Origin of the sequence: Fusobacterium ulcerans (genome assembly GCF_003019675.1) — a bacterium.
Taxonomy (GTDB): Bacteria; Fusobacteriota; Fusobacteriia; order Fusobacteriales; family Fusobacteriaceae; genus Fusobacterium_A; species Fusobacterium_A ulcerans.
In genome coordinates this window covers 181,958-206,104 of the sequence record NZ_CP028105.1, presented here as the reverse complement: position 1 = coordinate 206,104, position 24,147 = coordinate 181,958, and the positions used below count along the sequence as shown (strand labels likewise).

Genomic DNA, 24,147 nt, shown 5'->3' with positions numbered 1-24,147 from the left:
AAAAAGAGAAATAAAAAAAGAACCTGATAATTAAAATCAGGCTCTTTAGTTTTTATTAGATTATCCTAACATTTTACTGAATTCGATAAATACTCCTGGTCCAATTGGTAATCCGAAAGCAAACCAGATAGCTAGAAGTATAGTCCATCCAAGTAAGAAACAGATTGAGAATGGAAGCATCATTGAAATAAGAGTTCCCATACCAGAATCTTTATCATATTTTTGCATGAAAGCAACTATCATTGCAAAGTAAGACATCAATGGAGAAATGATATTTGTAGATGAATCTCCAATTCTATAAGCAGCTTGAGTAAATTCAGGCGAGTAGTTAAGTTCCATAAGCATTGGAACGAATACTGGAGCCATGATTGCCCATTTAGCTGATGCAGAACCCATAAATAGGTTGATAAATGCAGTGAATAGAACGAAACCAAGAATTAACGGCAATCCTGTAAATCCTATTGATTTAAGAGTGTCAGCACCTTTAACAGCAAGGATAGTTCCAAGATTTGTATATCCAAAGTATGCTATAAACTGAGAAGCTGTAAATGCAAGGGCCATGTATCCACCCATTCCAGCAAGAGCTTTACCCATAAGTTTAGCAACATCTTTATCACTTTTTAAAGTTTTAGCAGTAAATCCATAAGCTAATCCAGGAAGTAAGAAGAAGAACATCATTGCTGGAATAAGTCCAGAAGAAGTCCAAGCTTTTAAGCTTCCATCAACTTTTAATACAGCATTAGCTGGTAAAGTAAGGAATAACATAACTGCAAGATAAGCAAGTACAACCAGCCCAGCAGCTCTTAATCCTTTTCTTTCAAGATCAGTTAATTCTTTCATATCATGATCAACATCACCATGGTAAGGTCCAAGTCTAGGCTCTACTATTTTTTCAGTAATAATAGTACCTAAAGCAGTGATGATAAATGTAGACACAAACATGAAGTAGTAGTTAGCAGTCGCAGCAACAAAGTAATCAGGTCTGATAAGTCTTGCAGCCTCTGTAGTGATACCACCAAGTAATGGGTCAGTAGTTCCTAGTAAAAGGTTTGCAGAGAATCCTCCTGATACTCCAGCAAATGCAGCAGCCAATCCAGCTAGTGGATGTCTTCCGAATGAAAGGAAGATAACTGCTCCCAATGGAACAAGAACAACGTATCCAGCATCAGATGCAACATTAGACATAACTCCAGCAAAAACAACTATAGCAGTTATAGCTCTTCTTGGAGTTCCCATAACAACTTTTTTGATAGTAGAAGACATAAGTCCACTTCCCTCACAAACTCCAATACCTATAATACCTACAAGAACTGTACCTAATGGAGCGAACCCAGTAAAGTTTTTAACCATAGAGTTAAAAATATATCTTATACCGGCAGCATTAGTTAAAGACTTAACAGTAACTGTTATTTGCTCAAAGTTCCCTGTTTTTTTGTTTAAAGCATTGTAAGTAGCAGACACACCCATTTTTTCAGTAATTCCAGATACTATGATAATAGTTAAACAGAATAACACGAAAAGTGTCACTGGATGTGGAAGTTTATTTCCACCAACTTCAATGAAATCAAGGAACTTATTGAAAAAGCCCTTTTTTTCTTGCTTCATTTGACTCATAAAATCCTCCCTAAACTTTTTTCTTGACTGTCATGACATCAAAAATCACTATTTATATTTAACAAATTGTGTATATTTGAAATCAAAAGTCATTATCTGAACAAATTATACACGGAAATGATATTAAAATCAATTTGATATTACTTATGGAAATGATATATTTCATATATTCTTGAAAGAAACGGAGTATATAAGAACTTAATTAATAGGAAAGAATATATTAAAGAAATAAAAAAATAGTATAAATTAATAAAAAGGGGAAAAATAAATTTTTAAAAATATTTTATAAAAAAATAAAAAACTTAATATTAATAGGTATAAATATGAGAAATAAGAGTAAAAAAAATTATTTGGATATATATTTTTCATTTATATTTAAATTAATCTGCTTAATTATTAAACAGTGAAAATAATTGAATTTTTATTGCGGTATTTTATAGTTTTTAATAAGAAGAAATAAAAAGTTAAATTTTATATTTTTTAGATATTATTTTAAAAAATTTAAAGTTCTATATTTGATGAAAAATCATTTTAAAAAGATTATAAAGTTTGACACAAATGTATGGAACTGTTATTATACAACTATGAAGAATAAATTATAGAGGCAGGTGCAGCATAGTGAAATTTTTAAATTTTTTAAAGAAATTTATTTTGGGAACGATTTTATTTGTAATAAAAGAAATATTTTCTTTTTTCATAAAAGCTTTTTTATTTTTAGTAGTTATATTTTCAATCGTGGCATTTTTTGCAAAAACAACATTGGAAAAAGATAAAGTAGTTATTGAAAAAGGAAGTTATATAGAAGTAGATTTATCAAAAGAATACAAAGAAAAGGGAAAAAATTTACCCGGGTTCTTAAGAGGACAGGATACAAACTTTTTTTCTATGTTAAAAACTTTTGATTATTTGGAAAGAGACAGCAATATTAAAGGTGTAGTATTGAAGCTTGATAATTTGTCTCTTAACAGTGCTCAGGTAGAAGAGCTAGGGAAAAAATTAGACAGCTTAAAGAAAAATAAAAAAGAGGTATATTCTTATATGACAATGGCTGATAATAGAAATTATTCATTAGCTATAAAGAGTGATCATATCTTTATGCCACCTGCAATGAGTGCACCTGTAAATATAACTGGGTATTATGGAGAACTTATGTATTATAAACTTCTGGCAGACAGAATGGGAATAGAATTTAATGTTATTCATGTGGGAGACTATAAAGCGTATGGAGAGAATCTTACAAAAGAGCATATATCAAAAGAATATAAAGAAAATATAGAAAGAATGTATAATAAGAAATATGCTAATTTTGTAAATAATATAACTGTTGAAAGAAAAGTTAATCATGATTTTATCAATGAAAAAATTCTGAATGGTGATTTAATGGCATCAGAACCAAATCAGATGAAAAAATTAAATCTAATAGATGAGTTTATGTATTATGAGAATCTTAAACAAGTAATTGGAGAGGGAAAACTTCTTTCTTTTGAAAGCTATAATTCATTTTTATCAAAGAACAGCCTATTAGGATCAAGTACTAATAAAAGAAAAGATAAGATAGCTTTAATATATGCAGAAGGAACAATGTATATGGACAGCCCTTCAGGAGGAATTTCTGGAAATACAACTCCTAATGTGTTGATAGAAGAGATAAATAAAGCATTAAAAGATGATGGTGTAAAAGGAATAGTTTTAAGAATAAACTCACCGGGTGGATCAGCACTGTCAGCTAATATTATAAGCAATAAGATAATAGAAGCTAATAAAATAAAACCTATATATGTATCAATAGGAGGAGTAGCAGCTTCTGGAGGATATTACCTAGCAGCTTCTGGAGAAAAGATATATGCTGATAAAGAAAGTCTTACAGGTTCAATAGGAGTAGTAAGTATAATTCCAAATATAAAGAAAATGCTTGGGAATGTATCTATTAATGTAGATGAAGTAAAAAAAGGAGAATACTCAGATATCTATTCTATGGTAAAAGATTTTGATGCAGATAAAAGAGATAAACTTTATGCTTCAAACTTAAAAGTATATAATGAATTTATAGATACTGTTTCTTTTGGAAGAAAGCTTAACAGACAGCATGTAGAAAAAATAGCTCAAGGTAAAGTATGGTTAGGTGAAGAAGCTTTGGAGCTGGGACTGGTAGATGAAATAGGAGGACTGGAAGACACTGTAAAAGGGCTTGCAGATGATCTTAAATTAGTAGAATATGATACTGTTGAGATAATAAATGCTCCAAACTATGATTCTATTATAAAGAAATATGTACCAGCAGTAAAAATGTTAGAAAAATATGATTCATTTATTTTAGATAAGGAGCTTTATTTTAAGCCTATATATTATTTTCCTTATGATATAAACTTATAGGTTGAAAAAATAGGAGATATTGTGATATAATCAATCGTGAAGAACAAAAACTTTAGGAGGAAAAAACAATGGTAAGAAAATTAAAGGGTGGAAGAACAGGTAATGGAGCTTCAAACCAAATGGATATATTAAAACAAGCTCAATCTATGCAGCAACAAATGATGGTAGTTCAAGAGGGGCTTAAAGAAAAAGAATTAACAGCATCAGTTGGTGGAGGAGCTGTTACAGTAAGAGTTAACGGACAAAAAGAACTATTAGAAGTTAAATTAAGCGATGAAATAGTTAAAGAAGCTGCTGAAGATAAAGAGATGCTTGAAGATCTTATTCTTTCAGCTGTAAAAGAAGCTATGAGACAAGCTGATGAATTAGCAGAAGCTGAAATGGGAAAAGTAACAGGTGGAATTAATATCCCTGGATTATTCTAATAAAAAATGTACGGAGACTGAAAATTTTTCAGTCTCTTTTTTATATTTGGATATAAAGAAAATTAGAAATTAAGATAAAATGTGGAATTGAGAAAATTATATTTTAAATTATCTGTTTTAATTCAAGCTGTTTTATGGTATCATTAAGTGTATTATTAACTTATTTAAGGAGGAAAAAAATGAGTTCATTTATTGTATTTTTACTATTTGTATTTATTGTGGTATTAATAGCTTTTCATGTGAGAATAGTGCCTCAATCAAGAGCTTATGTAATAGAAAGACTTGGGGGATATAAGGAAACTTGGAATGTTGGAATAAACTTTCTTGTTCCTTTCATTGACAGAGTTGCTAAAAGAGTTTCTTTGAAAGAGCAGGTTATTGATTTTAAACCACAGCCTGTTATAACTAAGGATAACGTAACTATGCAGATAGACTCTGTAATATATTTCCAAATTACAGATCCTAAACTATACACATATGGAGTAGAAAATCCTATGAATGCTATAGAAAATCTTACTGCTACTACTCTTAGAAATATAATAGGAGATATGGAGCTTGATGCAACACTTACTTCTAGAGATACTATCAATACTGAAATGAGAGCTATTCTTGATGAAGCTACAGATCCATGGGGAATGAAAATAAACAGAGTTGAATTGAAAAACATCATTCCACCTAGAGAAATTCAAGATGCAATGGAAAGACAGATGAAAGCTGAAAGAGAAAGAAGAGAAGCTATTCTGAGAGCAGAAGGACAGAAAAAATCAGCAGTTCTTGTGGCAGAAGGAGAAAAGGAATCTCAAATCTTGAGAGCAGAAGCTGAAAAACAATCAGCTATCCTGAGAGCAGAAGGACAGAAAGAAGTTGCTATAAAAGAAGCTCAAGGTAAGGCAGAGGCTATATTATCTGTACAAAAAGCAGAAGCAGAAGCAATAAAACTATTGAAAGAAGCAGATGCAAGTAAAGAAGTACTTATGATAAAAGGAATGGAAACATTCAGTAAAGTTGCAGATGGTAAGTCTACTAAGATAATTATTCCATCAGAACTTCAAAATCTAACTACATTCAGTACTTTATTTGGAGAATTTAAAGAGAAAGATATAGCTAAGAAGTAAAAGATAATAACAGCTTCCTATGGTAATATAATATATCATAGGGGCTGTTTTTTTATGTACACTTTTCAGTAAATTTATGAGAATTTTACAAAGAAAAAAAGACAGAGATTTCTCTCTGCCTTCAATCAATTATTTCATCTTTTTGGATGCTCTGAACCTCACTGTTTTCTTTGGATAAATCTTCATCTGTTCTTTGGTTATAGGATTGGCTACTAATCTAGGCTGTCTTGTGAGTATTTCAAATGCCCCTCTTTTGGGAAATCTTACCTCTCCATCTAAGGCGATAGCTTCCTTTACTGTTTCAAGAAATTCTTCTATCTCTTCTTTTGCTTCCATTATTGAAATTTTCTCTGAAGTCATTTTTTGATATAGCTTTGCCATCTCTTTTTTATTCATCTTTATCACCATTGGCTATTTTCACAAGGGCTTTTCCTGCTTTGAACTTTACTGCCTCTTTAGGTTCGGTATAGCCTGCTTCCTCCCACATAGGCATCAGTACTTTTCTAGCTTTTCTCTCTTTTTTTTCAAATACTCCCCAGTTTTGCAATGCTACTTTTTTATCTTCATCTAAAGCTTTCAGCAGTACATCCCAGAATAAATCTATTTTTTCTTTTACTGCTTTATGATTTTTGATTTTATTTCTTTTTTTATAGAATCTTATAAACTCCCCTTCTGTCATATCTTCCCCTTTTAATATTAAGTAAAAGACTGGCTATATCAGCCAGCCCTTCACTGCTAAGTTAATACTTTCTATTTAATTAAAACTTGTAGCCTAAACCTGCTCCAACTATCCATTCACCTTTAGTCTTATTTTTTCCTGAATTGTTGTTCGAGTCTCTCTCTACAGAGTAAGTTCCTTTTACATCAAAGATTATTCCATTTTCTAATTCAAGAGCATATTTAGCATTTAATCCTATACTATGTTCATTTTTATGAGCAACTAGAATATCGAAATCCTTTGCTGACTTTCCTTTGAATTTTCCAGTGATATATTCCTCATCTGCTCCACTAAATATTCTTGTATAGCTTACACCAGCTGAAAGTGTACTTTTACCCTTTTCATGTGGAATAACTTTTTTAAGGTCTACTCCCACTTTTCCAACTGTGTAGTCAAATGACTTAGAATCTGTCTTTAGAGATAAATCTTTGCTTCCTTCATCAGCTCCATCTTGATCTACATATGTGTATGATAAAGTTGTGTATGGCTCTAGGAATAGGTTTTCTCCTATAGGATTAGAATATCTTCCATTAAAATAAATATCATAAGTTATATCATTGTAACTTGATGAATAGCTCATTACTGATTTTGCTGAATCAGAAGCTACTTTATTTACTGCCATTCTGTCAGCGTCATAATCTCCATACTGGAATCCTAATCCTGCTGTTACTTTTAGATTTCCTACATATTTTTTAGCATAAGCTCCAAGATACATTGCACTTCCATCTACTTTAGAACCATTAGACAGATCAGATTTAAGTTTGTTTCCTCCGATTACTACACCAGAAGTCAATGTGTCAGATATTCCATACTCTCCAAGCATATATGCTCCAGTTATTTTAGTATCTGCATCCATATCATTGCTTCCTATGTCATAAGTATAATATCCTTTTCCATAGTAAGTATCTTTAGTTCCACCATCTACATGAGTTAATCCCCCATGTATCATCCATTTATTTGTTTCTGGTCTGAAGATATTCTCTGTTACAATATCTCTAAACATTCCTGTTGATTTTCTTGAAAGTTCACTAGAGTATGAATATGGATTTCCAGCATAGATATCATTCAAATATCCTAAAAACAATGAAATTTCCTCATCATTTTCTCCTACATTGAAATTTCCTACTCCATCAACAGATATAATTCCTTGATATATTTCATTTAATTTTTTATATTTAAGAATTTCAGGAACTTTTTCTCTAACTAAAATTTCTACCTCATTACCTGATAATCTTTTTACATGGTGAAGCAGTGATGATGTAACGAAATTTACCTCATTTTCATTCTCTGTTTCAAAAGCTGTTTTTAAACTATCATTTAAACTATTATCTTTAAAATCGACAATACTTTTATTTCCTGCTCCATTAAGGACTAATACCAGCTTTCCTCCTTCAGTAGAAATAGTTCTAGCATTTTTATATAGTGCATGACCTTTTATTTTCCCATTACTATCTAAATCAGTTATATTCAGTCTTAAAAGAAGTTCTCCAGCTTTTCCTATTTTTATCTCACTTGCCCCTGTTATACTTAAAGCTTTATTTTCCAGTGTCTTTTCAAATAGAGTAGTTTTAGTCAGTATGTTTATAGTTTCAAAATTAGTTATATCATGTAGAATATTTATATTTTCAGCTGTATTTGGATCTGATGCCATTCCTAGATTAAGAATGTCATTTTCAATTCCTCCAGCATCTTCACTTCCACCATCAAGAATTCCATTCACAATAGTTCCATTACCTAGTGTAAGAGTGTCGTTTCCTTTCCCTAATGCTATATTTCCATTTATAATAGTATTTTGAAGTTTTTTAGTTCCAGCTTCTTCATAAGTAATTGTTCCAGCTTGAAGCACCAGTATATCTCCATCATTACTTCCCTCTATGGAAGTCCCTAATGTAGGTTTCCTTTCAAGAAGTATGTTAGAAACTCCGCCATTTACTATTGACCCTGACAAAGTAAGCTTTTTCCCATTATCACCAAATAGAACAGCTGTACCAAATGCATTTATTACAGAACCTTCTATTTCTCCATCATCTTTGACAGTTATTGTATTATATTTTCCATTTAGTATATGATTGTTATAATTTTCTGAACCTGAAAATTCAATAGTGTTAGTTGCTATTGCTGTTCCTGACTCTCCTTTCAATGTAGCATTCTTTATAGTCATCTCTCTTTCTAATTCTTTATTTCCATCAAACCCCATTGTTACTGTTGTTTTACCACCAGCACCAGCAAGCTCTTCTGCCTCATCTCCCAATGTTACAACAAAATCCTGATCTTCACTCACTGCACCATTATCGGTTTTATTATTTATATTTGTTATATGCATTCCATAATCTTTAGTAGTTGTAGCATTACCCACACCAGAAGTAATTGAAGCTCCAAATCCCACTATATACATCCCGCAATTACTTACTAAATCTATATTCCCATTTTCACGAATCTCTATTATTCCTTTTCCTCCAAAAATAACCCCTGTATTCACTACATTTCCTACCTTTGAACCCCCAGATAAAATTATTCCAAATTTATCCCTCATCATATTAGAATAATTAGTAAAGTCGCTAGCAAAAGCACTTATACTTCCATTATTTATTATATTTCCTATATTATTTACATTTATTCCATAGCTCTCATCACCAGAATAAGATCTTATAACTCCATTATTTACTATATTTCCATCTCCACCTGCACTCCTCACTCCAATAGCATCACCATAAGTATCATTAGGAGCACCTGCTAATATATTTCCATAATTTATTATATTTTTTTTATTATCATATACACTTATACCAGTAATATCACTAATATTAGTACTAATATCATTACAATTTATATTTCCATAATTTATTACATCTCCAACTTCAGACTTTATATATATTCCATAGTGATATCTTTGGAATTCCCCATTTCTAAAAGTACTTATATTTCCATAATTTATTATATTTCCTATCTTTCCAGTACTTGATATATATATTCCACTACCACTATAACCACCAGATACTACAGCTTGTATATTCCCATTATTTTCTATATCTCCCATATTTTCTGCTGAATCTACATATATTCCATAAGAAGAATTCCCAGAGTTAGTAATATTAGCATTTATATTTCCATTATTTACAAAATTTAATCCATTTATATCTCCACTAAATCTTAGTCCATAACCAATCCTATTCCCATTATCTGTTCCTGATAGTGTTATATTATTTGTGTAAGTTCCATTTTCCATTGTGTTTCTTTCAGAATATGGATTCGCATTACTCCAATTACCATCAGTTCCATCCTTATCATTAGTTACTGCTGTATTATATTCTATTCCTCCTCCGTTGCCTCTTATCCATAGAAATTCTTCTGCTTTCATTACAGAACTGCAAGACAGAAGCATTCCTACTACTGCTCCTATTGTAATATTTCTCCCTCTTTTTTTGTTGCTGCTTTTTACCATTTTTAATAATTTTCCTATCATCTTTTCCCCCTATGTATTTTAAAATTAATATTAAAAAATTCAATTTTATAAAATTCTCAAAATCCAATATTTTAGTTATTCTAAAATTTTAAAACTAAATCAACTTTTAAACTGTACGCATTTATACACTTTTGCGAACACTGCCTTATTTATTAATTTTAGAGAATATTATTTAAATTTAAAATATTGACTTTTTTTTGAAAATAATGTATCATCTACCATGTGAGTATACAGCGATAATTTGTGAGTTAAAGAAATTTTTAGGTGAATCAAAATATAAGTGTTCGCGTTTGTGTATAAATGTGAATATTTCAGATGTACCTTAAATACAAAAATCCTCAGCAGGTTTCTACTGAGGATTTTTTTTAATTCTATTCTTTTTTTGTGGAAATATTTTTTTTATTTTCTCGCTTTTTTAATTCCTCTCTGCTAAAAAATTCTAAATATTATCTGGAGTATTGTTTTTCACATAGAAGTGATATGCTGCCAGTAAGCTTCTGTACTTGTCGATAGTTTCCAGTGAAGAGTGATAAGACTTGATCTCTTTTTCTGCACTTGTCTGCCATTCCCCATATGATTCATATGCTGAATTTTCTGGAAGTGGTGTTCCTGCTTCTATCTGTTCAGCTATGTGTTCGATAGTTGCTGTGATATCGTCTATATTTTTCAATATAGCTTTTTCTCTTTTGATAGAACTTTCCACCTTTGTAATTTCTTTTTGCACCACTGCTAATATTACTTGATTGTCTTCTGTTGCCATTTTGCTACCTCCTGTGTTTGTTTTTTCCATAGGTATATGATACCTTTTTGAGAAAAAATAAACCAGTGGACCAGTGTGTCGATTTGTACAGGTTTGTGCATTTAAATTTTATTCCAGTAAAAAAATTAGGCTCCTAGTGTAGATTAAAATACTTGCTCCCATTTTTCTATGGAGTATGTCTCCCTCTTCCACTTTGTTGTAAATAGTATTTCTATGTTTTTTAAAATATTTTGCCACCTCATTTATTGTTGCCCATTCTCCCAGTTCTTTCACTATTTCATCTGCTAAAGTTTTATTCATTGGGGATAGATTTCCCAGTTTTTTAAAAATATATTCCTCTCTCTCCATGTGTAGTTCTCCCTTTTAGTATTTTTTATAGCATAAATTCTATAAACGCCTCTTGCTTCATTCCCCTTCTGCTTCTTCCAGTTACTTCCACAGGAAAACACATATCAACTATTCTGTCTCTTATTCTGTTCTTTCCCTGAGTTGAAAATTTTTCACTTAGTTCACATCTTATTTCATCTTCGCTGAAATTTAAATTTGTAGAAATTATCAAAGGCTTTTCACTTCTGTATCTTGCATCTATGAGATTATATATCTTTTCTCCTCTCCACCCTGTCTGGCTTTTATCCAGACCTTTTTCAGCTCCAAAATCATCAATAATCAGCAAATCACAATCCTCTGCCTGCTTCAAAACAATTTTCTCTGTATCTCCCCATTCTGTCAGCTTGTTAAAATACAGTCCCAGATTCATTACCAATACTGTCTTTCCTTTCTCCATGAGATAGTTTGCTATACAGGCTGTTGCAAATGTCTTTCCTGTTCCTACTCCCCCATAAAACAACAGTCCTATCTGCTTGTCTTTCTTCAGGAAATTCTCTACATATTTTTTTCCCAACTGCATATGATCGCAGTTCATATCAGCATTTTCAAATCTGCTGTTTAGGAATTTCTTGTCTACCACAGAGATATCCTTGCATTTCTGCATTTTTTTCTCTATGCTTTCTTTGATTCTTTTTCTTTCCAATTCCTTCAGTTCTCTTTCTTTTTCCTTTTCCAGACAGTCACAGGCTGGAAGATACTCTAAGCTTTTTCTAAAAACTTTAGAAAGGTTTTTAAGATAGCTGCTCTCATTCTTCACATATTCTTTCCCGCAATATTTACATTTTTCCATTTCCATTCCTTCCAATAGTTCCATCAAGTAAGCCTTTTATCAGGCTTCCTGTAGAATTTTCATATACTGTTCTTTCAAATTTTTTCTTAGCATCATCTTCATTTTTCTTCACTTTTCTCTTATCCTTGAAGTTGCCATTCAAGGCTTTCTTCAGATTTTCTATCTTGAAAATACTGTTGATGCTCATGTTGTTTTTTACAAACTTAGACTCTGACATCAGTGTCAGTGCTTCAAAAAGCTTTACAGCTCCTAATTCCCTCCATACTCCCAAGATTACATAGTTATCTGGTCTGTAGCTATACTCTGGCAGTCCCAGATCTTTATATTTTTTTTATATATCCTGTATCTCCATAGGTGCATCACTTAATTTTTCTTTCTCAAGCTCATTTTTATGTTCTACACTATCACTAGTTTTTTCTTCCACCCCTGTGTGTGTATTATTTATCTTTTTATCTTTTATGTTATTATTATTCTTTTGGTTATTATTAGTGTTCACCTGACCGCATGCGGTAGGATTCGTATCGGTTCTCGTCGTATCCGATGAAACTATACACGGTATAACATTTACAGTATATAGATTTTGGGCAAACTTCCCTTTTTCTTTATGCTGGATTACTGTTATATATCCTCTGTCTTTTAATTCCTTGATATATTTTAAAAGTGTACTTTTTCCTATTCCTAAATCTCCACATATCAAATTCTGTGATGGGAAGGCATCCTTTCCCTTTCCAGCATAACTGCATATATAGGCATAGACGGCTTTAGATAAAATATTTAAAGTTTTATCCCTCATCACTTTTTTTGCTACAAATCCATACCCTTTTTCAAATACTCCCTGCATTTTAATCTTATCCACTCTACTCTCCTCTTTCTTTATTAAATTTATTTTTTTAATGTTAACAATATCTATATTATCATAACATCCTACTCTTGTATATAAATTATTTTAAAATTTGAATTAAAGGTGTGAATAAGAAGAATAATAAATGTTCACGATGTTGCTCTTAACCAAATTTATTCTTTAGATATTTTTTTAAGTATTTTTTTAATAATTTTTTTTATTTTTTAAATTTTAAAAGTTCATCATTTTTATCACAATTCCTCAAAAAAATTCTAATTTGTTTTTTTCTATAAAAGAAAATTTTTTCATTGAAATAAAAAAAGAGCCCTAAAAAGAGCTCAATTTAAAGAAAAATATTTTTTAAATTTCTGTTTCAAATTCAAGAATTGCTTTTACTGTGATTACCTTTACTTTTGAAGTATCAAAAGTATTGTCCATACTGCATTTATTACAGCTGCTGCAATCCTCGCCGCTGCAACAGTTGGAAGAACATCCAGTTTTGGGATTTCTAGCTTCATATTCACTATATGATTCTAAGTATCCATTTTTTTCAAGAGATTCATAAGCCTTGGCAAGTTCCTCTTCATTTATTCCTAAATTTTTCATTACAGCATTGTCACTGTAGACAGATGAAGTAAGAAGAAATTTTATAAGCTTTATTTCAATATCAGTCATAATTTTTCCTTTCGTAATAAGATATGTTTGAATAAATTATATCATATCCTAGACAGAAATTGGAAAAAATATTATAATATCATATCACAAAAGGAGGAACAGATGAGAAAAGGAGAAATAGCATTAGAAAGTTTAAGAACTACATACAGAAAAAAAATATGGACAAAGTTTGTAAAAGCCGTAAAAGACTTTAATCTTATAGAAGATGGAGATAGAATAGCAGTAGGAGTATCAGGAGGGAAGGACAGCCTTCTTTTATGTAAATTATTTCAGGAAATGAAAAAAGACAGAAGCAAAAATTTTGAAGTAGCTTTTATTTCAATGAATCCGGGATTTGGAGCTATGGATATGGAGCAGTTCAAGTCTAATTTAGAAGAACTTGAGATACCATGTGAAGTCTTTGAAGCTAATGTTTGGGAGATTGCCTTTAAAGAAAATCCAGAAAGCCCATGTTTTTTATGTGCCAAGATGAGAAGAGGGGTGCTATATAATAAAGTGGAGGAGCTAGGATATAACAAGCTTGCTTTGGGACACCATTTTGATGATGTTGTAGAAACAACTATGATAAATATGTTTTATGCTGGAACTGTAAAAACAATGATACCAAAAGTAAAATCAACAAGTGGAAAAATGGAGCTTATAAGACCAATGGTATACATAAAAGAAAAGGATATAATAGCCTATACTCAAAGAAACGAGATAGAAGCTATGGGATGTGGATGTCCTGTGGAATCTGGTAAAACTGATTCTAAAAGAAAAGAGATAAAAATTCTTTTGAATGAACTTGAAGAAAAAAATCCAAATATAAAGCAAAGTATTTTTAATTCTATGAAGAACATCAACCTTGACTATGTCATTGGATATACAAGAGGAAATAAAAGCGATATTAATAAGACAGAGGAATAATAATGGAAGAGATAATAAAAAAAGAAAATAATATATTAAATTTTATAGAGAATAAGAATTTCAGTAAAACTATATGGAGCCCTGTAGGACGTGCAATGCACAAATATAACATGATAGAGGCAGGAGACAGAATAGCTGTGGGGGTATCAGGAGGGAAAGACAGTCTGACTACTCTAAATGCTCTGGTAAGAATAAAAAAGATAGCTAATATAGATTTTGAAATTATTCCTATTCATATACACCCCAATATTGATAAAGCTTCATTTGAAGTAATAGAAAAATATTGTGAAAAACTGGGATTAAAACTTCAAGTGGAGCATACAAATCTAAGTGATATGCTTTTTGGAGAAAAAGAAGTAAAAAATCCATGTTTTCTGTGTGGAAGAATAAGAAGAGGGATTCTTTATAGAATGATGAAAGAGCAGGGAGTAAATAAACTTGCTTTAGGACATCATAAAGACGATATAATAGAAACTTTTCTCATGAATGTATTTTATCAGGGAAATATGAAGATGATGAAACCGTGCTATCTTTCAGAAGAATATGGAGTCACTGTAATAAGACCTCTTGCATTTGTTGAAGAAAAAGATATAATAAGATATGTGAATAAGTTGGAGCTTCCTGTGGTAAAATCCGACTGTCCATATGAAGTCAGTGAAAATTCAAGAAGATTGAGAGTTAAAAACCTCATAAAAGAGATATCTTTAGAAAATAAAGATGTGAGAAGCGTGATCTTTAACAGTATCAAAGAATTACTGGATTAAATAATACATCAACTGTATACAGAATAGAGGAGGAATTATGAATTTATTATTAAATATTATATGGTTATTTTTAGGAGGACTGGTTCTGGCTTTTGAATGGTTTGTAGCTGGAATAATAAGTACAATCCTTATAGTGACTATACCATTTGCAAGGGGATGTTTTGAAATGGCTGGTTCATGTCTGACGCCTTTTGGAAAAGATATAGTACTGAAAACAGAGTATGGAGAGCCGCCAAGACCGATATCAGCATTTTTATGGATAATTCTTTTAGGAATATGGCTGGCAATATCACATATCATAGCTGGAATATTACAATGTATAACAATAATAGGAATACCTATGGGAATACAGAATTTTAAATTAGCTAAGATAGCTTTTAATCCATATAAATATACTTTGGTAGACAGAAGATTTACAGGCAGAAAATAATAAGGATAAATATCCTTACTTGTATTTTTGGTAAATTTAAGTTGGTAATTATAATTTAGAAGGTAAAACCTCAGAAAGAACTATCTGTTCCAATCAGATAGTTCTTTTTATAGAAAAAAGCTGACTTGAAGATTTCCTTCTTGTCAGCTTTTTTCATGTTCTTTGTTTTAGGGATACTTAATGGTTATTTTGAAAGTTTTGAAACAGTTTTTATATAAATTTCTGTGGCAGCAAGTACTTGATGGATATGTCCATATTCATTAGCTCCATGCATATTTCCTCCAGATGGTCCAAAAGTTACTGTAGGAATATCTAAAGAGTTAGCTAATATATTAGAGTCGCAAACTGATTTGTCAAATTCTATTCTGATTTCATTACCAGTTACTTCTTTGAATGTTTCTTTTACAGTTTGAACTAATACATGAGATTCTTCTAATGCAAATGGTTCCATATATGCTGATTTTCTAGGTTTTAGTCTTACATCTACTTTACCAGCTAATCCTAATTTTTCAGCAGCTTCTAATATTTGTTTTTCACAAACTTCATAAGTTTCTCCAGGTACAGTATATCTGTCTATGAATAGTTCGCATTTTTCAGGAACTATAAGAGCATTTTTAACTCCACCTTCTATACTTCTTACTACCCAAGTTCCTCCTCCAAGAGTTGGATGGATAATAGTAGGAAGCTCTTCAATAGCTATTGCTAATTTACTTCCAGAGATAAGAGCGTTTTCTCCAACATTTGGATAATGGCTTGCATGAGCAGCTTTTCCAGATACAGTAACTTCAATACTATATCTTCCTCTGAAACCAATAGCCATATTATCAAATCTGCATTCAGCCATTATAGCCATGTCAGCACTTAATCCCTCGTTTACTAACTGATAAGTTCCTTTAGAAAGATTTTCTTCATCTGATACAAATGCAAGGACAAGTTCTCCAGTGAATTTATCTTTATTTTCTGAATAATATTTTGTAGTAGCAAGAATAGCAGCAAGTCCGCCTTTCATATCCATAGCTCCAAGACCATATGTCCTGTCTCCATCTTCAGTTGGAGTAAATGGATCAGTATTCCATCCATTTGCTACTTTTACAGTATCTATATGACCAATGAGCATAAGTTTAGGACCAGGTTTTCCACTGTCTAAAACTGCATAAACAGAAGGACTTTGTTTTTCTTCGTCTCCTTCGTAATAGCTCATTTTAGGTTCAAGTCCGAATCCTTTTAATTTATCAGCAACATATTCAGCAAGTTTTGCCTCTTCTCCTGTAATACTCCTGATTTTTATCATATCATACCAATACTCTTTGATTAAATTTTCATTTATCATAAATTAACCCCCGATATAGTTTATTTTTAAATTTTTATCTTTTTAAGGTTTCATAATTTGGGAGGTTAATTTATTAAATTAACCCCTCAAAATTTAGTATTTTTTATTTTATAAGCACTTGTCAATGTTTTCCCCTGATGTTATATAGTTTGGCTTAAATTTCTTTTTTACCATCGCTTTTTTCAATAGTAAATCCAGTAATAATATAGATGAAAGAGATTATTATACTTAGATAAGTAACTGGAGCATATAATATGAAATCCATTGTTTTTACTCCAAGAGTAGTTGCAACGAATACTCCTGTAACACTCCATGGAACGATAGGTGCAAATCCAGTACCTGTATCTAAAAGTATTCTAGCAAGGTTCTTTCTTTTTAATCCATAAGAATCAAATAATCCTCTTACCATTTGTCCAAGAACTGAGTAAGTTACATAGTAGCTTCCAGTAATTGTGAAGAATAAAGAGTGTAAAACAAATACTCCAACCATCATTGATTTACCAGTTTTAGCAATATTAGTTATTTTTTCAAGAAGAATATCTACAACTCCAGCTGTTCTCAATGGAGCTCCGAATATTGCAGAAGCTATAAGAAGAGCAACTGTACCAAGCATACTGTTCAATCCACCTCTAACAAGCATTTTATCAACAATAGCTACACCAGTTTTACTAGTATATCCGCTAGAAAGAGCACCAGCTACTTGATTTAATGTAGTTCCTTGGAATACCATAGCCAGAACACATCCAGCAATAATTCCAATAGTAAATACAGGCAGTGTAGGCTTTTTCATAATGATAAGCACTAGAACTAATACAGGTGGAATCAATAATAAAGGATTAAGTGTGAAAGTTTTTTCTAAAGTTCCCATGATAAGATCATAACTTTCTCCACCAATAACACCATCTTTATATTGAAGACCAACAACAAAGTACATGATCAAAGCAATTATAAATGCAGGTAAAGTTGTTTTAAAAGAGTGCTTTATTGCTTCTAGAAGATTAACTTCACAAACTGCTGCTGATAATACAGTAGAGTCAGACAGAGGAGAAAGTTTGTCTCCAAAGATAGCTCCACTTACAACAGCTCCAGCAGTCATTGGTAAAGAAATACCAAGTCCAACAGCAACTCCCATAAAAGCAATACCAACAGTACTGATAGTTCCCCAAGATGTTCCTGCCATAACAGACATCAATGTACAGATTATACATACCATTACTAAGAAAAGACTAGGGCTTAGCACTTTCATTCCGTAGTAAATCATAAGAGGAACAGTTCCAGAAATCATCCATGCTCCAACTAAAACTCCAACAGATAGTACAATAAGGATAGGAACAGCCATAGTAGTTATAGTTTTCACTATATCACTTTGAATGTTAGAATATTCGATCCCAAAGATAGTAGAAATTATAACAGTTATAACTCCTCCAAATAACAAGATAATAGCAGTAGGTGCTTTAACTACTTTTATTCCTAATATGATAACAAGTATAGAAATAACGAGAATAAGCATAGCTTGACCAGATGAAACTTTTTTTGCTTGGTTTTCCATAAAGATAACCCCCCATTTTAATTTAATATACGTCCTTTAAAGATTGTATACAACTTTTTAAAATTTAGAATATTGTATACGATTTCTTAAACAAAGTTTAAAGTATAATTGTTGATTTGTCAATACTTTTTTTGATTCAAATGTATTATTTTAATTTTTTTTGATTTGTTTCAATATTAAAAAAACGGGTAAATTACCTAAAAAGTTATTTTTCAGAAGAATGAAATAAAAAAATCACAGCTAAAAATTATAGACTGTGATTAAAAATTTTTTATTTACCAAAATAATATTGATTAAAAAATTTCTAAAGACAGCACTCCATTAATGAAAAATAATGACAGTAGTATAGATGTTATCCATACTCCCAATAAAAATACTTTGGCATTTATATTTCTATTTCGGCAAAATCCCCTTTCAAATCATTTTTAATATCTGCCAGATGTAAATGATTATACTGATGTCTTTTGCGCCTCTATCTAAAAAATTATTTATTGTAGACCTGAGTATATAATAGATAATTTTTTTTGTAAAATATATTATTTATATTATTAATATATAGAAAAATTGTAGAAGAATAAAAGTTTTTTATTATTATCTATTTTTTTAGTAGAAATTAATTTGAAATCCTAGATTAAAAAGAAAAAGTGTGATAAAATTATTATGGGGTAATCAATTTTTTGGTAAATTTTTATTAAGGAGTGTAACATATGAAAGAAAACGCTATAGAAGTTATGGACAGGAGAACACTTGTATTTGAAGCATTAAAAAATGATATTATAAATGGTAATATAAAATTCGGGGAAAAAATAAATGAAAATGAATATTCCATCAGATATAATATAAGCAGAACACCTTTGAGAGAAGCTTTAAGCAAATTGGAAATGATGGGGATAATAGAGAGAATACCTTTTAAAGGTGTATTTCTAAAGAAGTTTGACTCAGAAAAAGTAAAAGAAATATACGAAATAAGATTAGAACTTGAATATATTATATATAAAGAAATAAAAGAGATAATGACAGATAAACACATTAAAAAAGTTGAAAAGATAGTTGCAAAAAGTCAAAAATATAATAACAGCAACAATCTTGCAAAATTTTCAGAAACATTGGAAGAATTTGATAATTATCTTTATTCTCTTTCTAAGAAAGAACTTTCCTTAAAAATACTTTCTGAACTGTCTTTCTATATGAATATATTTAAGAAAACAAACCCCAATATGCAGGAAACAGTAGATGAACATGAAAAAATAATAGAGGCGCTAAAAGAAAAAAATGATGATAAAATATATGCTGCTTTAGGAGAGCATTTAGATAATGCAGCAGAGTATGTTGTAAAGACTTTTGATAAAATATCTATTTAAAATAAAAAAAGAATGGAAAAATTGATCCGTTCTTTTTTTATTTTATAGAAAGTTTACACCAATTTTTTATTACATGCAAGTATTGTATACCAAAAATAATATATTGTATACGAAAAATATAAGAGATGTATTATTACGATATAGAAATTATATTTGTAAAAATCTATTTTTCAAGGTATATCTTAGTAAATACTTTTTTATAAAAGTATTAATAAATCTACAAGGGGGAAGTAGAAATGGAAAAATTTTTGATGCTTAGTATCGTAGCCGGCTTATTTGCAATCGGGGATATTCTAGGTGTTGCAACTAAAGCTAAACTTTCATCAGTATTTATTGCATTGATGGGATTCCTTATCCTATTTATGACTGGGGTAATACCTTCTGATCTAATTGCAAAAGCACAATTAGATAAAGTTGCAACATTAGCAAGTCCTATACTTGTATTCCATATGGGAAGTATGGTAAATGTAAAACAGTTAATCGAAGAGTGGAAAACTGTTTTAATGGCTTTCATAGGAATGGTAATAACTTGTATTGCAGTTTTTCTAGTAATGCCGATTGTAGGAAAAGAAGTAGCTATTGTTAGTATCCCTGTATTAAATGGTGGAATTGTTGCTACTAATATTATGGTAAACGGCGCACTTGAAAAAGGATTTGTGACAGCAGCAGCTTTTGGTACATTTGCTTATGCTATTCAAAAATTCGTTGGAACTCCGCCAGCATCATTTTTCGGTTTAAGAGAAGCAAAGGTAATTATAGCAGACTACAGATTGAAAAAAGCTGATGGAGAAAAAATAGTAGTCTCTGGGGGAAAAGAGAAAAAAGAGGAAGTAAAAAAAGAATGGTACAAAAAATATGATAAGTATTTTACTGTTTATGTATGTTTTGCAGTAACAGCTATATGTTGTTATTTTGCATCAATACTTGCTAAATATACTGGGGTTGGAGCTACTATCTGGTCACTTGTTATAGCTGCTGTACTTGCATATTTAGGAATAATTCCACCAAGAATACTTGATAGAGGTAAAATGTCTGGGTTCTTCTCAATGCTGACATTTGCTCAAATTATTCCTTCACTTGCCAAGATAAAATTTGATGACCTTATAGTTATGGGATATTATCTGTTAGTTATATTTGGTGCAACAATGATTGGACTATATGTATTTACACAAATACTTCCAGTATGGAAACTTGTTGGATCTAAAAATCTGGCTATGGGTATAGTTGTTGCTCAGCTTCTAGGATTCCCAGCTACATATCTGATCTGTAATGAGATAGCTACAGCTGTGGCAGAAGATGAAGAAGAGCATGAATTCATAATGGCAAAACTTACACCTGCATATGTTGTTGCCGGACTAGCTTCCGTAACTACATTGTCTGTAATCGTAGCTGGAGAATTTGTAAAAATGCTTTAATTTTGAATATTAGTTTTTTAATCACATATAAATATGAATATTAGGGAGGAATAAGATGTTAAAATTTGATTCTACTATTTATCCGTATCCATCAAGAAGAAATGTGATGTATGCTAAAAATGGTATGGTGGCAACTGGATCTCCACTTGCTGCACAAGCTGGACTTGAAATATTGAAAAAAGGAGGAAATGCAATCGACGCTGCTATTGCCACTGCTGCTGCTCTTACTGTTGTAGAGCCTACAGGTAATGGTATAGGAGGAGACGGTTTTGCTATCCTTAGTGTAAAAGATAAAATTTATGGACTTAATGCAAGCGGTCCTTCACCAAAACTTATTGAAGCACAGGAGTTATTAAATAAAGGATTGAAAGCAATGCCTAAATATGGACTTATTCCTGTAACTGTACCGGGAATACCTAAAGCATGGGCAGAGCTAAGTAAAAAATTTGGTAAACTTCCTTTGAGTGAAGTTATAGCTCCAGCTGTAAAATTAGCAAGAGAAGGGTATGCTGTACCTGTAAATGTTGCTAAACTTTGGAAAAAAGCTGCTGTGAATTTTGGAAAAGAAGAGGGAGAAGAGTTTAAACCTTGGTTTGATACTTTTACTCAAGATGGAAAATGTCCTGAGATAGGAGATATAGTAAGACTTCCTGATCATGCAGATACTCTTGAAATGATAGGAGATACTTATGCAGAAGCTTTCTACAAAGGAGAGCTTGCTGATAAAATAGATGCATTCTCTAAAAAATACAATGGATATCTTAGAAAAAACGACTTGGAAGGATTTGAAGCAGAATGGGTAGAGCCTATTACTGTAAAATATCATGGATATGATGTATATGAACTTCCACCTAACGGACATGGAATAAGTGCTCTTATGGCTCTTAATATTCTTGATAGATTCCAGTTTGAAGCTAGAGAGACAGTAAGATCATATCATACAATGATAGAAGCTATGAAGCTTGCCTTTGTAGATGTACAAAAATATGTAGCTGACCCTAGATTTATGAAAGTAACAGTTGAGCAGCTGCTGTCTAAAGCATATGCAGAAGACAGAGCTAAACTAATAGGAAATACAGCTATAATGCCAGAAGCAGGAGATCCATTCTGTGGAGGAACTGTATATCTTGCAGCAGCAGACAATGAAGGAAATATGATATCATATATTCAAAGCAACTATATGGGATTTGGTTCTGGAATGGTAGTTCCAGGAACAGGAATAGCTCTTCATAATAGAGGAAACAACTTTAACCTTGATCTTGAAAGTGCAAACTGTGTAGGACCAGCAAAAAAACCTTATCATACAATTATTCCGGGATTCCTTGGAAAAGATGGAAAAGCTATCGGACCATTTGGAGTAATGGGAGGATTTATGCAGCCGCAAGGACATGTACAGGTAGTAACTAATACAGTGGACTTCCTGATGAATCCACAGGCAGCATTAGATGCTCCAAGATGGCAGTGGGTAGGTAAGAAAAATATTGAACTGGAACATGGAGTACCTGAGCATATAGCTTACGAGCTTGCAGCTATGGGACATGATGTAAAAGTTCTTTATGACCCTCTTATGATGGGAAGAGGAGAAATCATCTGGAGAATGGAAAATGGAGTTCTTGTAGGAGGAACTGAACCAAGAACAGATGGACATATTGCTTTATATTAGTATGAAAAAAATACATTAAAAGAGTATTGGGGGTATTGTTTGAAAGAACAATATCCCTTTTATAATTTTTATGGTATAATGTAAAATAAAAAAATATGACATCTGATTTATAAAAAAATTAGATGAAATATAAAGATTAGAGACGATTTATTTTGAAAAACAGAATTTAGAATATGGTATAATATAAGAAAGAAAATACTTAAAAAAAGGATGGTTATATTTTTTTGAAAGGAGCTGAATAATATGGATTACAATAAATTAGAAGAAAAATTTAACTTTATAACTCATTATATAGGAGCAGGAATGGCAATAGCTGGATGTGTTACATTAATAGTACATGCAGTAAGAACAGGATATTCAAACTACATAGTAGGATCTTCTATATTTGGAGGTGCTCTCATTCTGATGTATGTTATGTCAGGAACTTATCATCTGCTTGAGGAAGGAAAAGCCAAAAAAGTATTTAAGATACTAGACCACTCGGCAATATATGTATTGATATCTGCTTCATATACCCCTTATCTTCTCACTGTATTAGAAGGAAGAAACAGATGGATACTTTTTGCAATACAATGGGGATTGACTTTTTTAGGGATAATATTTAAAATATTCTTTGTTGGAAGATTTAAAATTCTTTCTACTCTGTTATATATACTTATGGGATGGATAGTTGTATTTGTATTTAAAGATTTAAAAAATGCTTTAAGTCCAGTTTCTCTAAATCTTCTTATTATAGGAGGAGTTATATATACAGTAGGAACAATATTTTATGCAATGAAAAAACTTAAATTTGCACATTCTATATGGCATATATTTGTAATAGGAGGAAGTGTTCTTAATTATCTTTCTATTTACAATATTATCCATACATAAGAGGGGAATAAATGAATATTCTTATAGTTCAAAAAGATGTAGACATAAAAAAATATTTGAAAAAAGGGTTAAAAGAAGCAGGGTACTCAGTGGAAGACACTTCTGACTGGGAAGATGCTTATTATCATGCTGTATCAGGGAATTATGAGCTTATAATACTGGATACTGTCATTGGAGATAAAACTGGAATAGAACTATGTGAAAAAATAAGAAAAGAGAATATTGAATCAGGGATAATATTTATATCTTCTGAGGATAAAATAGAGAAAAAGGTGGAGGCTCTGGATGCAGGGGCTGATGATTATATAGTCAAACCTTTTTCTTTTATAGAGCTTTTAGGGAGAATAAGAGCAGTGATAAGAAGAACTATAAAGAGTTTTGCTGTTGGAAATAATATAATTACAATAAAGGATTTATCAATAAATTTTCTTACTAGAGAAGTAAAAAGGGGAGAGGCACTTATAGAACTTACATATAAAGAATTTTCTCTTCTTGAATATTTAGTAAGAAATAAAAATCTTGTTCTCAGCAGAACAATGATAAAAGAAAAAATATGGAGTATAAATTTTACAAGCAATACTAATATAGTAGATGTGTATATGACGCATTTAAGAGGAAAAATAGATAAGGATCACAAGGAAAAATTAATATACACAGTAAGAGGAGTGGGATATATCCTCAAAGGGTAAAAGGAG

General features: G+C 31.1%; 23 protein-coding genes and 1 riboswitch. Of the genes, 11 read left to right on the top strand and 12 right to left on the bottom strand.

Annotated features, from left to right (window positions below; all coding sequences use genetic code 11):
- Positions 1-60 precede the first annotated feature (60 nt).
- Complete coding sequence (locus tag C4N20_RS00980; protein ID WP_040490918.1) at positions 61-1,605, bottom strand: AbgT family transporter; 1,545 nt, start codon at positions 1,603-1,605, stop codon at positions 61-63.
- 627 nt (positions 1,606-2,232) lie between these two features.
- On the opposite strand from C4N20_RS00980, the gene sppA reads away from it, so the two are divergent.
- The 3 genes from sppA to C4N20_RS00965 all read left to right on the top strand — a co-directional run bounded on the left by sppA (position 2,233) and on the right by C4N20_RS00965 (position 5,527).
- Positions 2,233-3,987, top strand: coding sequence for a signal peptide peptidase SppA (gene sppA / locus C4N20_RS00975; RefSeq protein WP_005981818.1), 1,755 nt, complete (start codon positions 2,233-2,235; stop codon positions 3,985-3,987).
- A gap of 68 nt (positions 3,988-4,055) precedes the next feature.
- On the top strand, positions 4,056-4,412 hold the full coding sequence (locus C4N20_RS00970) for a YbaB/EbfC family nucleoid-associated protein (protein ID WP_005981820.1): 357 nt from the start codon (positions 4,056-4,058) through the stop codon (positions 4,410-4,412).
- A gap of 179 nt (positions 4,413-4,591) precedes the next feature.
- Complete coding sequence (locus C4N20_RS00965) at positions 4,592-5,527, top strand: SPFH domain-containing protein (RefSeq protein WP_005981822.1); 936 nt, start codon at positions 4,592-4,594, stop codon at positions 5,525-5,527.
- A gap of 129 nt (positions 5,528-5,656) precedes the next feature.
- On the opposite strand, the gene C4N20_RS00960 is transcribed toward C4N20_RS00965, so the two are convergent.
- The 9 genes from C4N20_RS00960 to C4N20_RS00920 all read right to left on the bottom strand — a co-directional run bounded on the left by C4N20_RS00960 (position 5,657) and on the right by C4N20_RS00920 (position 13,161).
- Complete coding sequence (locus C4N20_RS00960; RefSeq protein ID WP_005981825.1) at positions 5,657-5,923, bottom strand: HU family DNA-binding protein; 267 nt, start codon at positions 5,921-5,923, stop codon at positions 5,657-5,659.
- Entirely contained in the window at positions 5,916-6,206 is a 291-nt protein-coding gene (locus C4N20_RS00955; RefSeq protein WP_005981827.1) for an HU family DNA-binding protein, read from the bottom strand. The genes C4N20_RS00960 and C4N20_RS00955 overlap by 8 nt, the downstream gene beginning before the upstream one ends.
- Before the next feature lie 79 nt (positions 6,207-6,285).
- Entirely contained in the window at positions 6,286-9,708 is a 3,423-nt protein-coding gene (locus C4N20_RS00950; protein ID WP_005981829.1) for an autotransporter outer membrane beta-barrel domain-containing protein, read from the bottom strand.
- Between the two features lie 439 nt (positions 9,709-10,147).
- Entirely contained in the window at positions 10,148-10,468 is a 321-nt protein-coding gene (locus C4N20_RS00945) for a hypothetical protein (RefSeq protein WP_005981831.1), read from the bottom strand.
- A gap of 108 nt (positions 10,469-10,576) precedes the next feature.
- Positions 10,577-10,816, bottom strand: a complete 240-nt coding sequence (locus tag C4N20_RS00940) for a helix-turn-helix domain-containing protein (protein ID WP_005981833.1) — start codon at positions 10,814-10,816, stop codon at positions 10,577-10,579.
- 25 nt (positions 10,817-10,841) lie between these two features.
- On the bottom strand, positions 10,842-11,645 hold the full coding sequence (locus C4N20_RS00935; RefSeq protein ID WP_040490881.1) for an ATP-binding protein: 804 nt from the start codon (positions 11,643-11,645) through the stop codon (positions 10,842-10,844).
- Positions 11,632-11,862 carry a hypothetical protein gene (locus C4N20_RS16640; protein ID WP_147385049.1) on the bottom strand — a complete coding sequence of 77 codons (231 nt, stop codon included), beginning with the start codon at positions 11,860-11,862 and terminating at the stop codon, positions 11,632-11,634. The genes C4N20_RS00935 and C4N20_RS16640 overlap by 14 nt, the downstream gene beginning before the upstream one ends.
- Positions 11,863-11,976: 114 nt before the next feature.
- Positions 11,977-12,501: a helix-turn-helix domain-containing protein gene (locus C4N20_RS16635; protein WP_005981837.1), complete on the bottom strand. Its 525-nt coding sequence runs from the start codon at positions 12,499-12,501 to the stop codon at positions 11,977-11,979.
- A gap of 345 nt (positions 12,502-12,846) precedes the next feature.
- Positions 12,847-13,161, bottom strand: coding sequence for a hypothetical protein (locus tag C4N20_RS00920; protein ID WP_005981839.1), 315 nt, complete (start codon positions 13,159-13,161; stop codon positions 12,847-12,849).
- Positions 13,162-13,263: 102 nt separating this feature from the next.
- Between C4N20_RS00920 and C4N20_RS00915 the strand changes: the two genes are divergently transcribed.
- Genes C4N20_RS00915 through C4N20_RS00905 form a run of 3 tightly spaced genes read left to right on the top strand, consistent with a single transcriptional unit; the run spans position 13,264 to position 15,261 of the window.
- Positions 13,264-14,067 carry a tRNA lysidine(34) synthetase gene (locus C4N20_RS00915; RefSeq protein WP_005981841.1) on the top strand — a complete coding sequence of 268 codons (804 nt, stop codon included), beginning with the start codon at positions 13,264-13,266 and terminating at the stop codon, positions 14,065-14,067.
- 2 nt (positions 14,068-14,069) lie between these two features.
- Positions 14,070-14,831 carry a tRNA 2-thiocytidine(32) synthetase TtcA gene (locus tag C4N20_RS00910; RefSeq protein ID WP_005981843.1) on the top strand — a complete coding sequence of 254 codons (762 nt, stop codon included), beginning with the start codon at positions 14,070-14,072 and terminating at the stop codon, positions 14,829-14,831.
- Positions 14,832-14,868: 37 nt separating this feature from the next.
- On the top strand, positions 14,869-15,261 hold the full coding sequence (locus tag C4N20_RS00905) for a YccF domain-containing protein (protein ID WP_005981845.1): 393 nt from the start codon (positions 14,869-14,871) through the stop codon (positions 15,259-15,261).
- Positions 15,262-15,445: 184 nt separating this feature from the next.
- Here C4N20_RS00905 and C4N20_RS00900 read toward each other — a convergent pair whose 3' ends face one another.
- A complete protein-coding gene (locus C4N20_RS00900; RefSeq protein ID WP_005981847.1) occupies positions 15,446-16,591 on the bottom strand; it encodes a M20 family metallopeptidase in 1,146 nt (381 codons plus the stop codon).
- A 154-nt stretch (positions 16,592-16,745) separates the two neighbouring features.
- The gene (gene nhaC / locus C4N20_RS00895) at positions 16,746-18,140 is read right to left on the bottom strand and encodes a Na+/H+ antiporter NhaC (RefSeq protein ID WP_005981849.1); all 1,395 of its coding nucleotides are present in this window, start codon (positions 18,138-18,140) and stop codon (positions 16,746-16,748) included.
- Positions 18,141-18,443: 303 nt separating this feature from the next.
- Positions 18,444-18,623: riboswitch (Lysine riboswitch) on the bottom strand.
- A 224-nt stretch (positions 18,624-18,847) separates the two neighbouring features.
- Between nhaC and C4N20_RS00890 the strand changes: the two genes are divergently transcribed.
- The 5 genes from C4N20_RS00890 (at position 18,848) to C4N20_RS00870 (ending at position 24,141) form a co-directional block, all read left to right on the top strand.
- The gene (locus tag C4N20_RS00890) at positions 18,848-19,501 is read left to right on the top strand and encodes a GntR family transcriptional regulator (protein WP_005981851.1); all 654 of its coding nucleotides are present in this window, start codon (positions 18,848-18,850) and stop codon (positions 19,499-19,501) included.
- Between the two features lie 236 nt (positions 19,502-19,737).
- Complete coding sequence (locus C4N20_RS00885) at positions 19,738-20,916, top strand: hypothetical protein (protein WP_005981853.1); 1,179 nt, start codon at positions 19,738-19,740, stop codon at positions 20,914-20,916.
- Between the two features lie 55 nt (positions 20,917-20,971).
- A complete protein-coding gene (gene ggt, locus C4N20_RS00880) occupies positions 20,972-22,579 on the top strand; it encodes a gamma-glutamyltransferase (protein ID WP_005981855.1) in 1,608 nt (535 codons plus the stop codon).
- Positions 22,580-22,822: 243 nt separating this feature from the next.
- Complete coding sequence (gene trhA / locus C4N20_RS00875; protein WP_005981857.1) at positions 22,823-23,452, top strand: PAQR family membrane homeostasis protein TrhA; 630 nt, start codon at positions 22,823-22,825, stop codon at positions 23,450-23,452.
- Positions 23,453-23,463: 11 nt separating this feature from the next.
- The gene (locus C4N20_RS00870) at positions 23,464-24,141 is read left to right on the top strand and encodes a winged helix-turn-helix domain-containing protein (protein WP_008695817.1); all 678 of its coding nucleotides are present in this window, start codon (positions 23,464-23,466) and stop codon (positions 24,139-24,141) included.
- Positions 24,142-24,147: the final 6 nt, after the last annotated feature.

What these genes read in the sequence shown, in the direction of transcription:
- C4N20_RS00980 (WP_040490918.1), bottom strand. Translation starts at nt 1,605, where the DNA reads ATGAAGCAAGAAAAAAAGGGCTTTTTCAATAAGTTCCTTGATTTCATT.
- C4N20_RS00970 (WP_005981820.1), top strand. Translation starts at nt 4,056, where the DNA reads ATGGTAAGAAAATTAAAGGGTGGAAGAACAGGTAATGGAGCTTCAAAC.
- C4N20_RS00965 (WP_005981822.1), top strand. Translation starts at nt 4,592, where the DNA reads ATGAGTTCATTTATTGTATTTTTACTATTTGTATTTATTGTGGTATTA.
- C4N20_RS00960 (WP_005981825.1), bottom strand. Translation starts at nt 5,923, where the DNA reads ATGAATAAAAAAGAGATGGCAAAGCTATATCAAAAAATGACTTCAGAG.
- C4N20_RS00955 (WP_005981827.1), bottom strand. Translation starts at nt 6,206, where the DNA reads ATGACAGAAGGGGAGTTTATAAGATTCTATAAAAAAAGAAATAAAATC.
- C4N20_RS00950 (WP_005981829.1), bottom strand. Translation starts at nt 9,708, where the DNA reads ATGATAGGAAAATTATTAAAAATGGTAAAAAGCAGCAACAAAAAAAGA.
- C4N20_RS00945 (WP_005981831.1), bottom strand. Translation starts at nt 10,468, where the DNA reads ATGGCAACAGAAGACAATCAAGTAATATTAGCAGTGGTGCAAAAAGAA.
- C4N20_RS00940 (WP_005981833.1), bottom strand. Translation starts at nt 10,816, where the DNA reads ATGGAGAGAGAGGAATATATTTTTAAAAAACTGGGAAATCTATCCCCA.
- C4N20_RS00935 (WP_040490881.1), bottom strand. Translation starts at nt 11,645, where the DNA reads ATGGAAAAATGTAAATATTGCGGGAAAGAATATGTGAAGAATGAGAGC.
- C4N20_RS16640 (WP_147385049.1), bottom strand. Translation starts at nt 11,862, where the DNA reads ATGTCAGAGTCTAAGTTTGTAAAAAACAACATGAGCATCAACAGTATT.
- C4N20_RS00920 (WP_005981839.1), bottom strand. Translation starts at nt 13,161, where the DNA reads ATGACTGATATTGAAATAAAGCTTATAAAATTTCTTCTTACTTCATCT.
- C4N20_RS00915 (WP_005981841.1), top strand. Translation starts at nt 13,264, where the DNA reads ATGAGAAAAGGAGAAATAGCATTAGAAAGTTTAAGAACTACATACAGA.
- C4N20_RS00910 (WP_005981843.1), top strand. Translation starts at nt 14,070, where the DNA reads ATGGAAGAGATAATAAAAAAAGAAAATAATATATTAAATTTTATAGAG.
- C4N20_RS00905 (WP_005981845.1), top strand. Translation starts at nt 14,869, where the DNA reads ATGAATTTATTATTAAATATTATATGGTTATTTTTAGGAGGACTGGTT.
- C4N20_RS00900 (WP_005981847.1), bottom strand. Translation starts at nt 16,591, where the DNA reads ATGATAAATGAAAATTTAATCAAAGAGTATTGGTATGATATGATAAAA.
- nhaC (WP_005981849.1), bottom strand. Translation starts at nt 18,140, where the DNA reads ATGGAAAACCAAGCAAAAAAAGTTTCATCTGGTCAAGCTATGCTTATT.
- C4N20_RS00890 (WP_005981851.1), top strand. Translation starts at nt 18,848, where the DNA reads ATGAAAGAAAACGCTATAGAAGTTATGGACAGGAGAACACTTGTATTT.
- C4N20_RS00885 (WP_005981853.1), top strand. Translation starts at nt 19,738, where the DNA reads ATGGAAAAATTTTTGATGCTTAGTATCGTAGCCGGCTTATTTGCAATC.
- ggt (WP_005981855.1), top strand. Translation starts at nt 20,972, where the DNA reads ATGTTAAAATTTGATTCTACTATTTATCCGTATCCATCAAGAAGAAAT.
- trhA (WP_005981857.1), top strand. Translation starts at nt 22,823, where the DNA reads ATGGATTACAATAAATTAGAAGAAAAATTTAACTTTATAACTCATTAT.
- C4N20_RS00870 (WP_008695817.1), top strand. Translation starts at nt 23,464, where the DNA reads ATGAATATTCTTATAGTTCAAAAAGATGTAGACATAAAAAAATATTTG.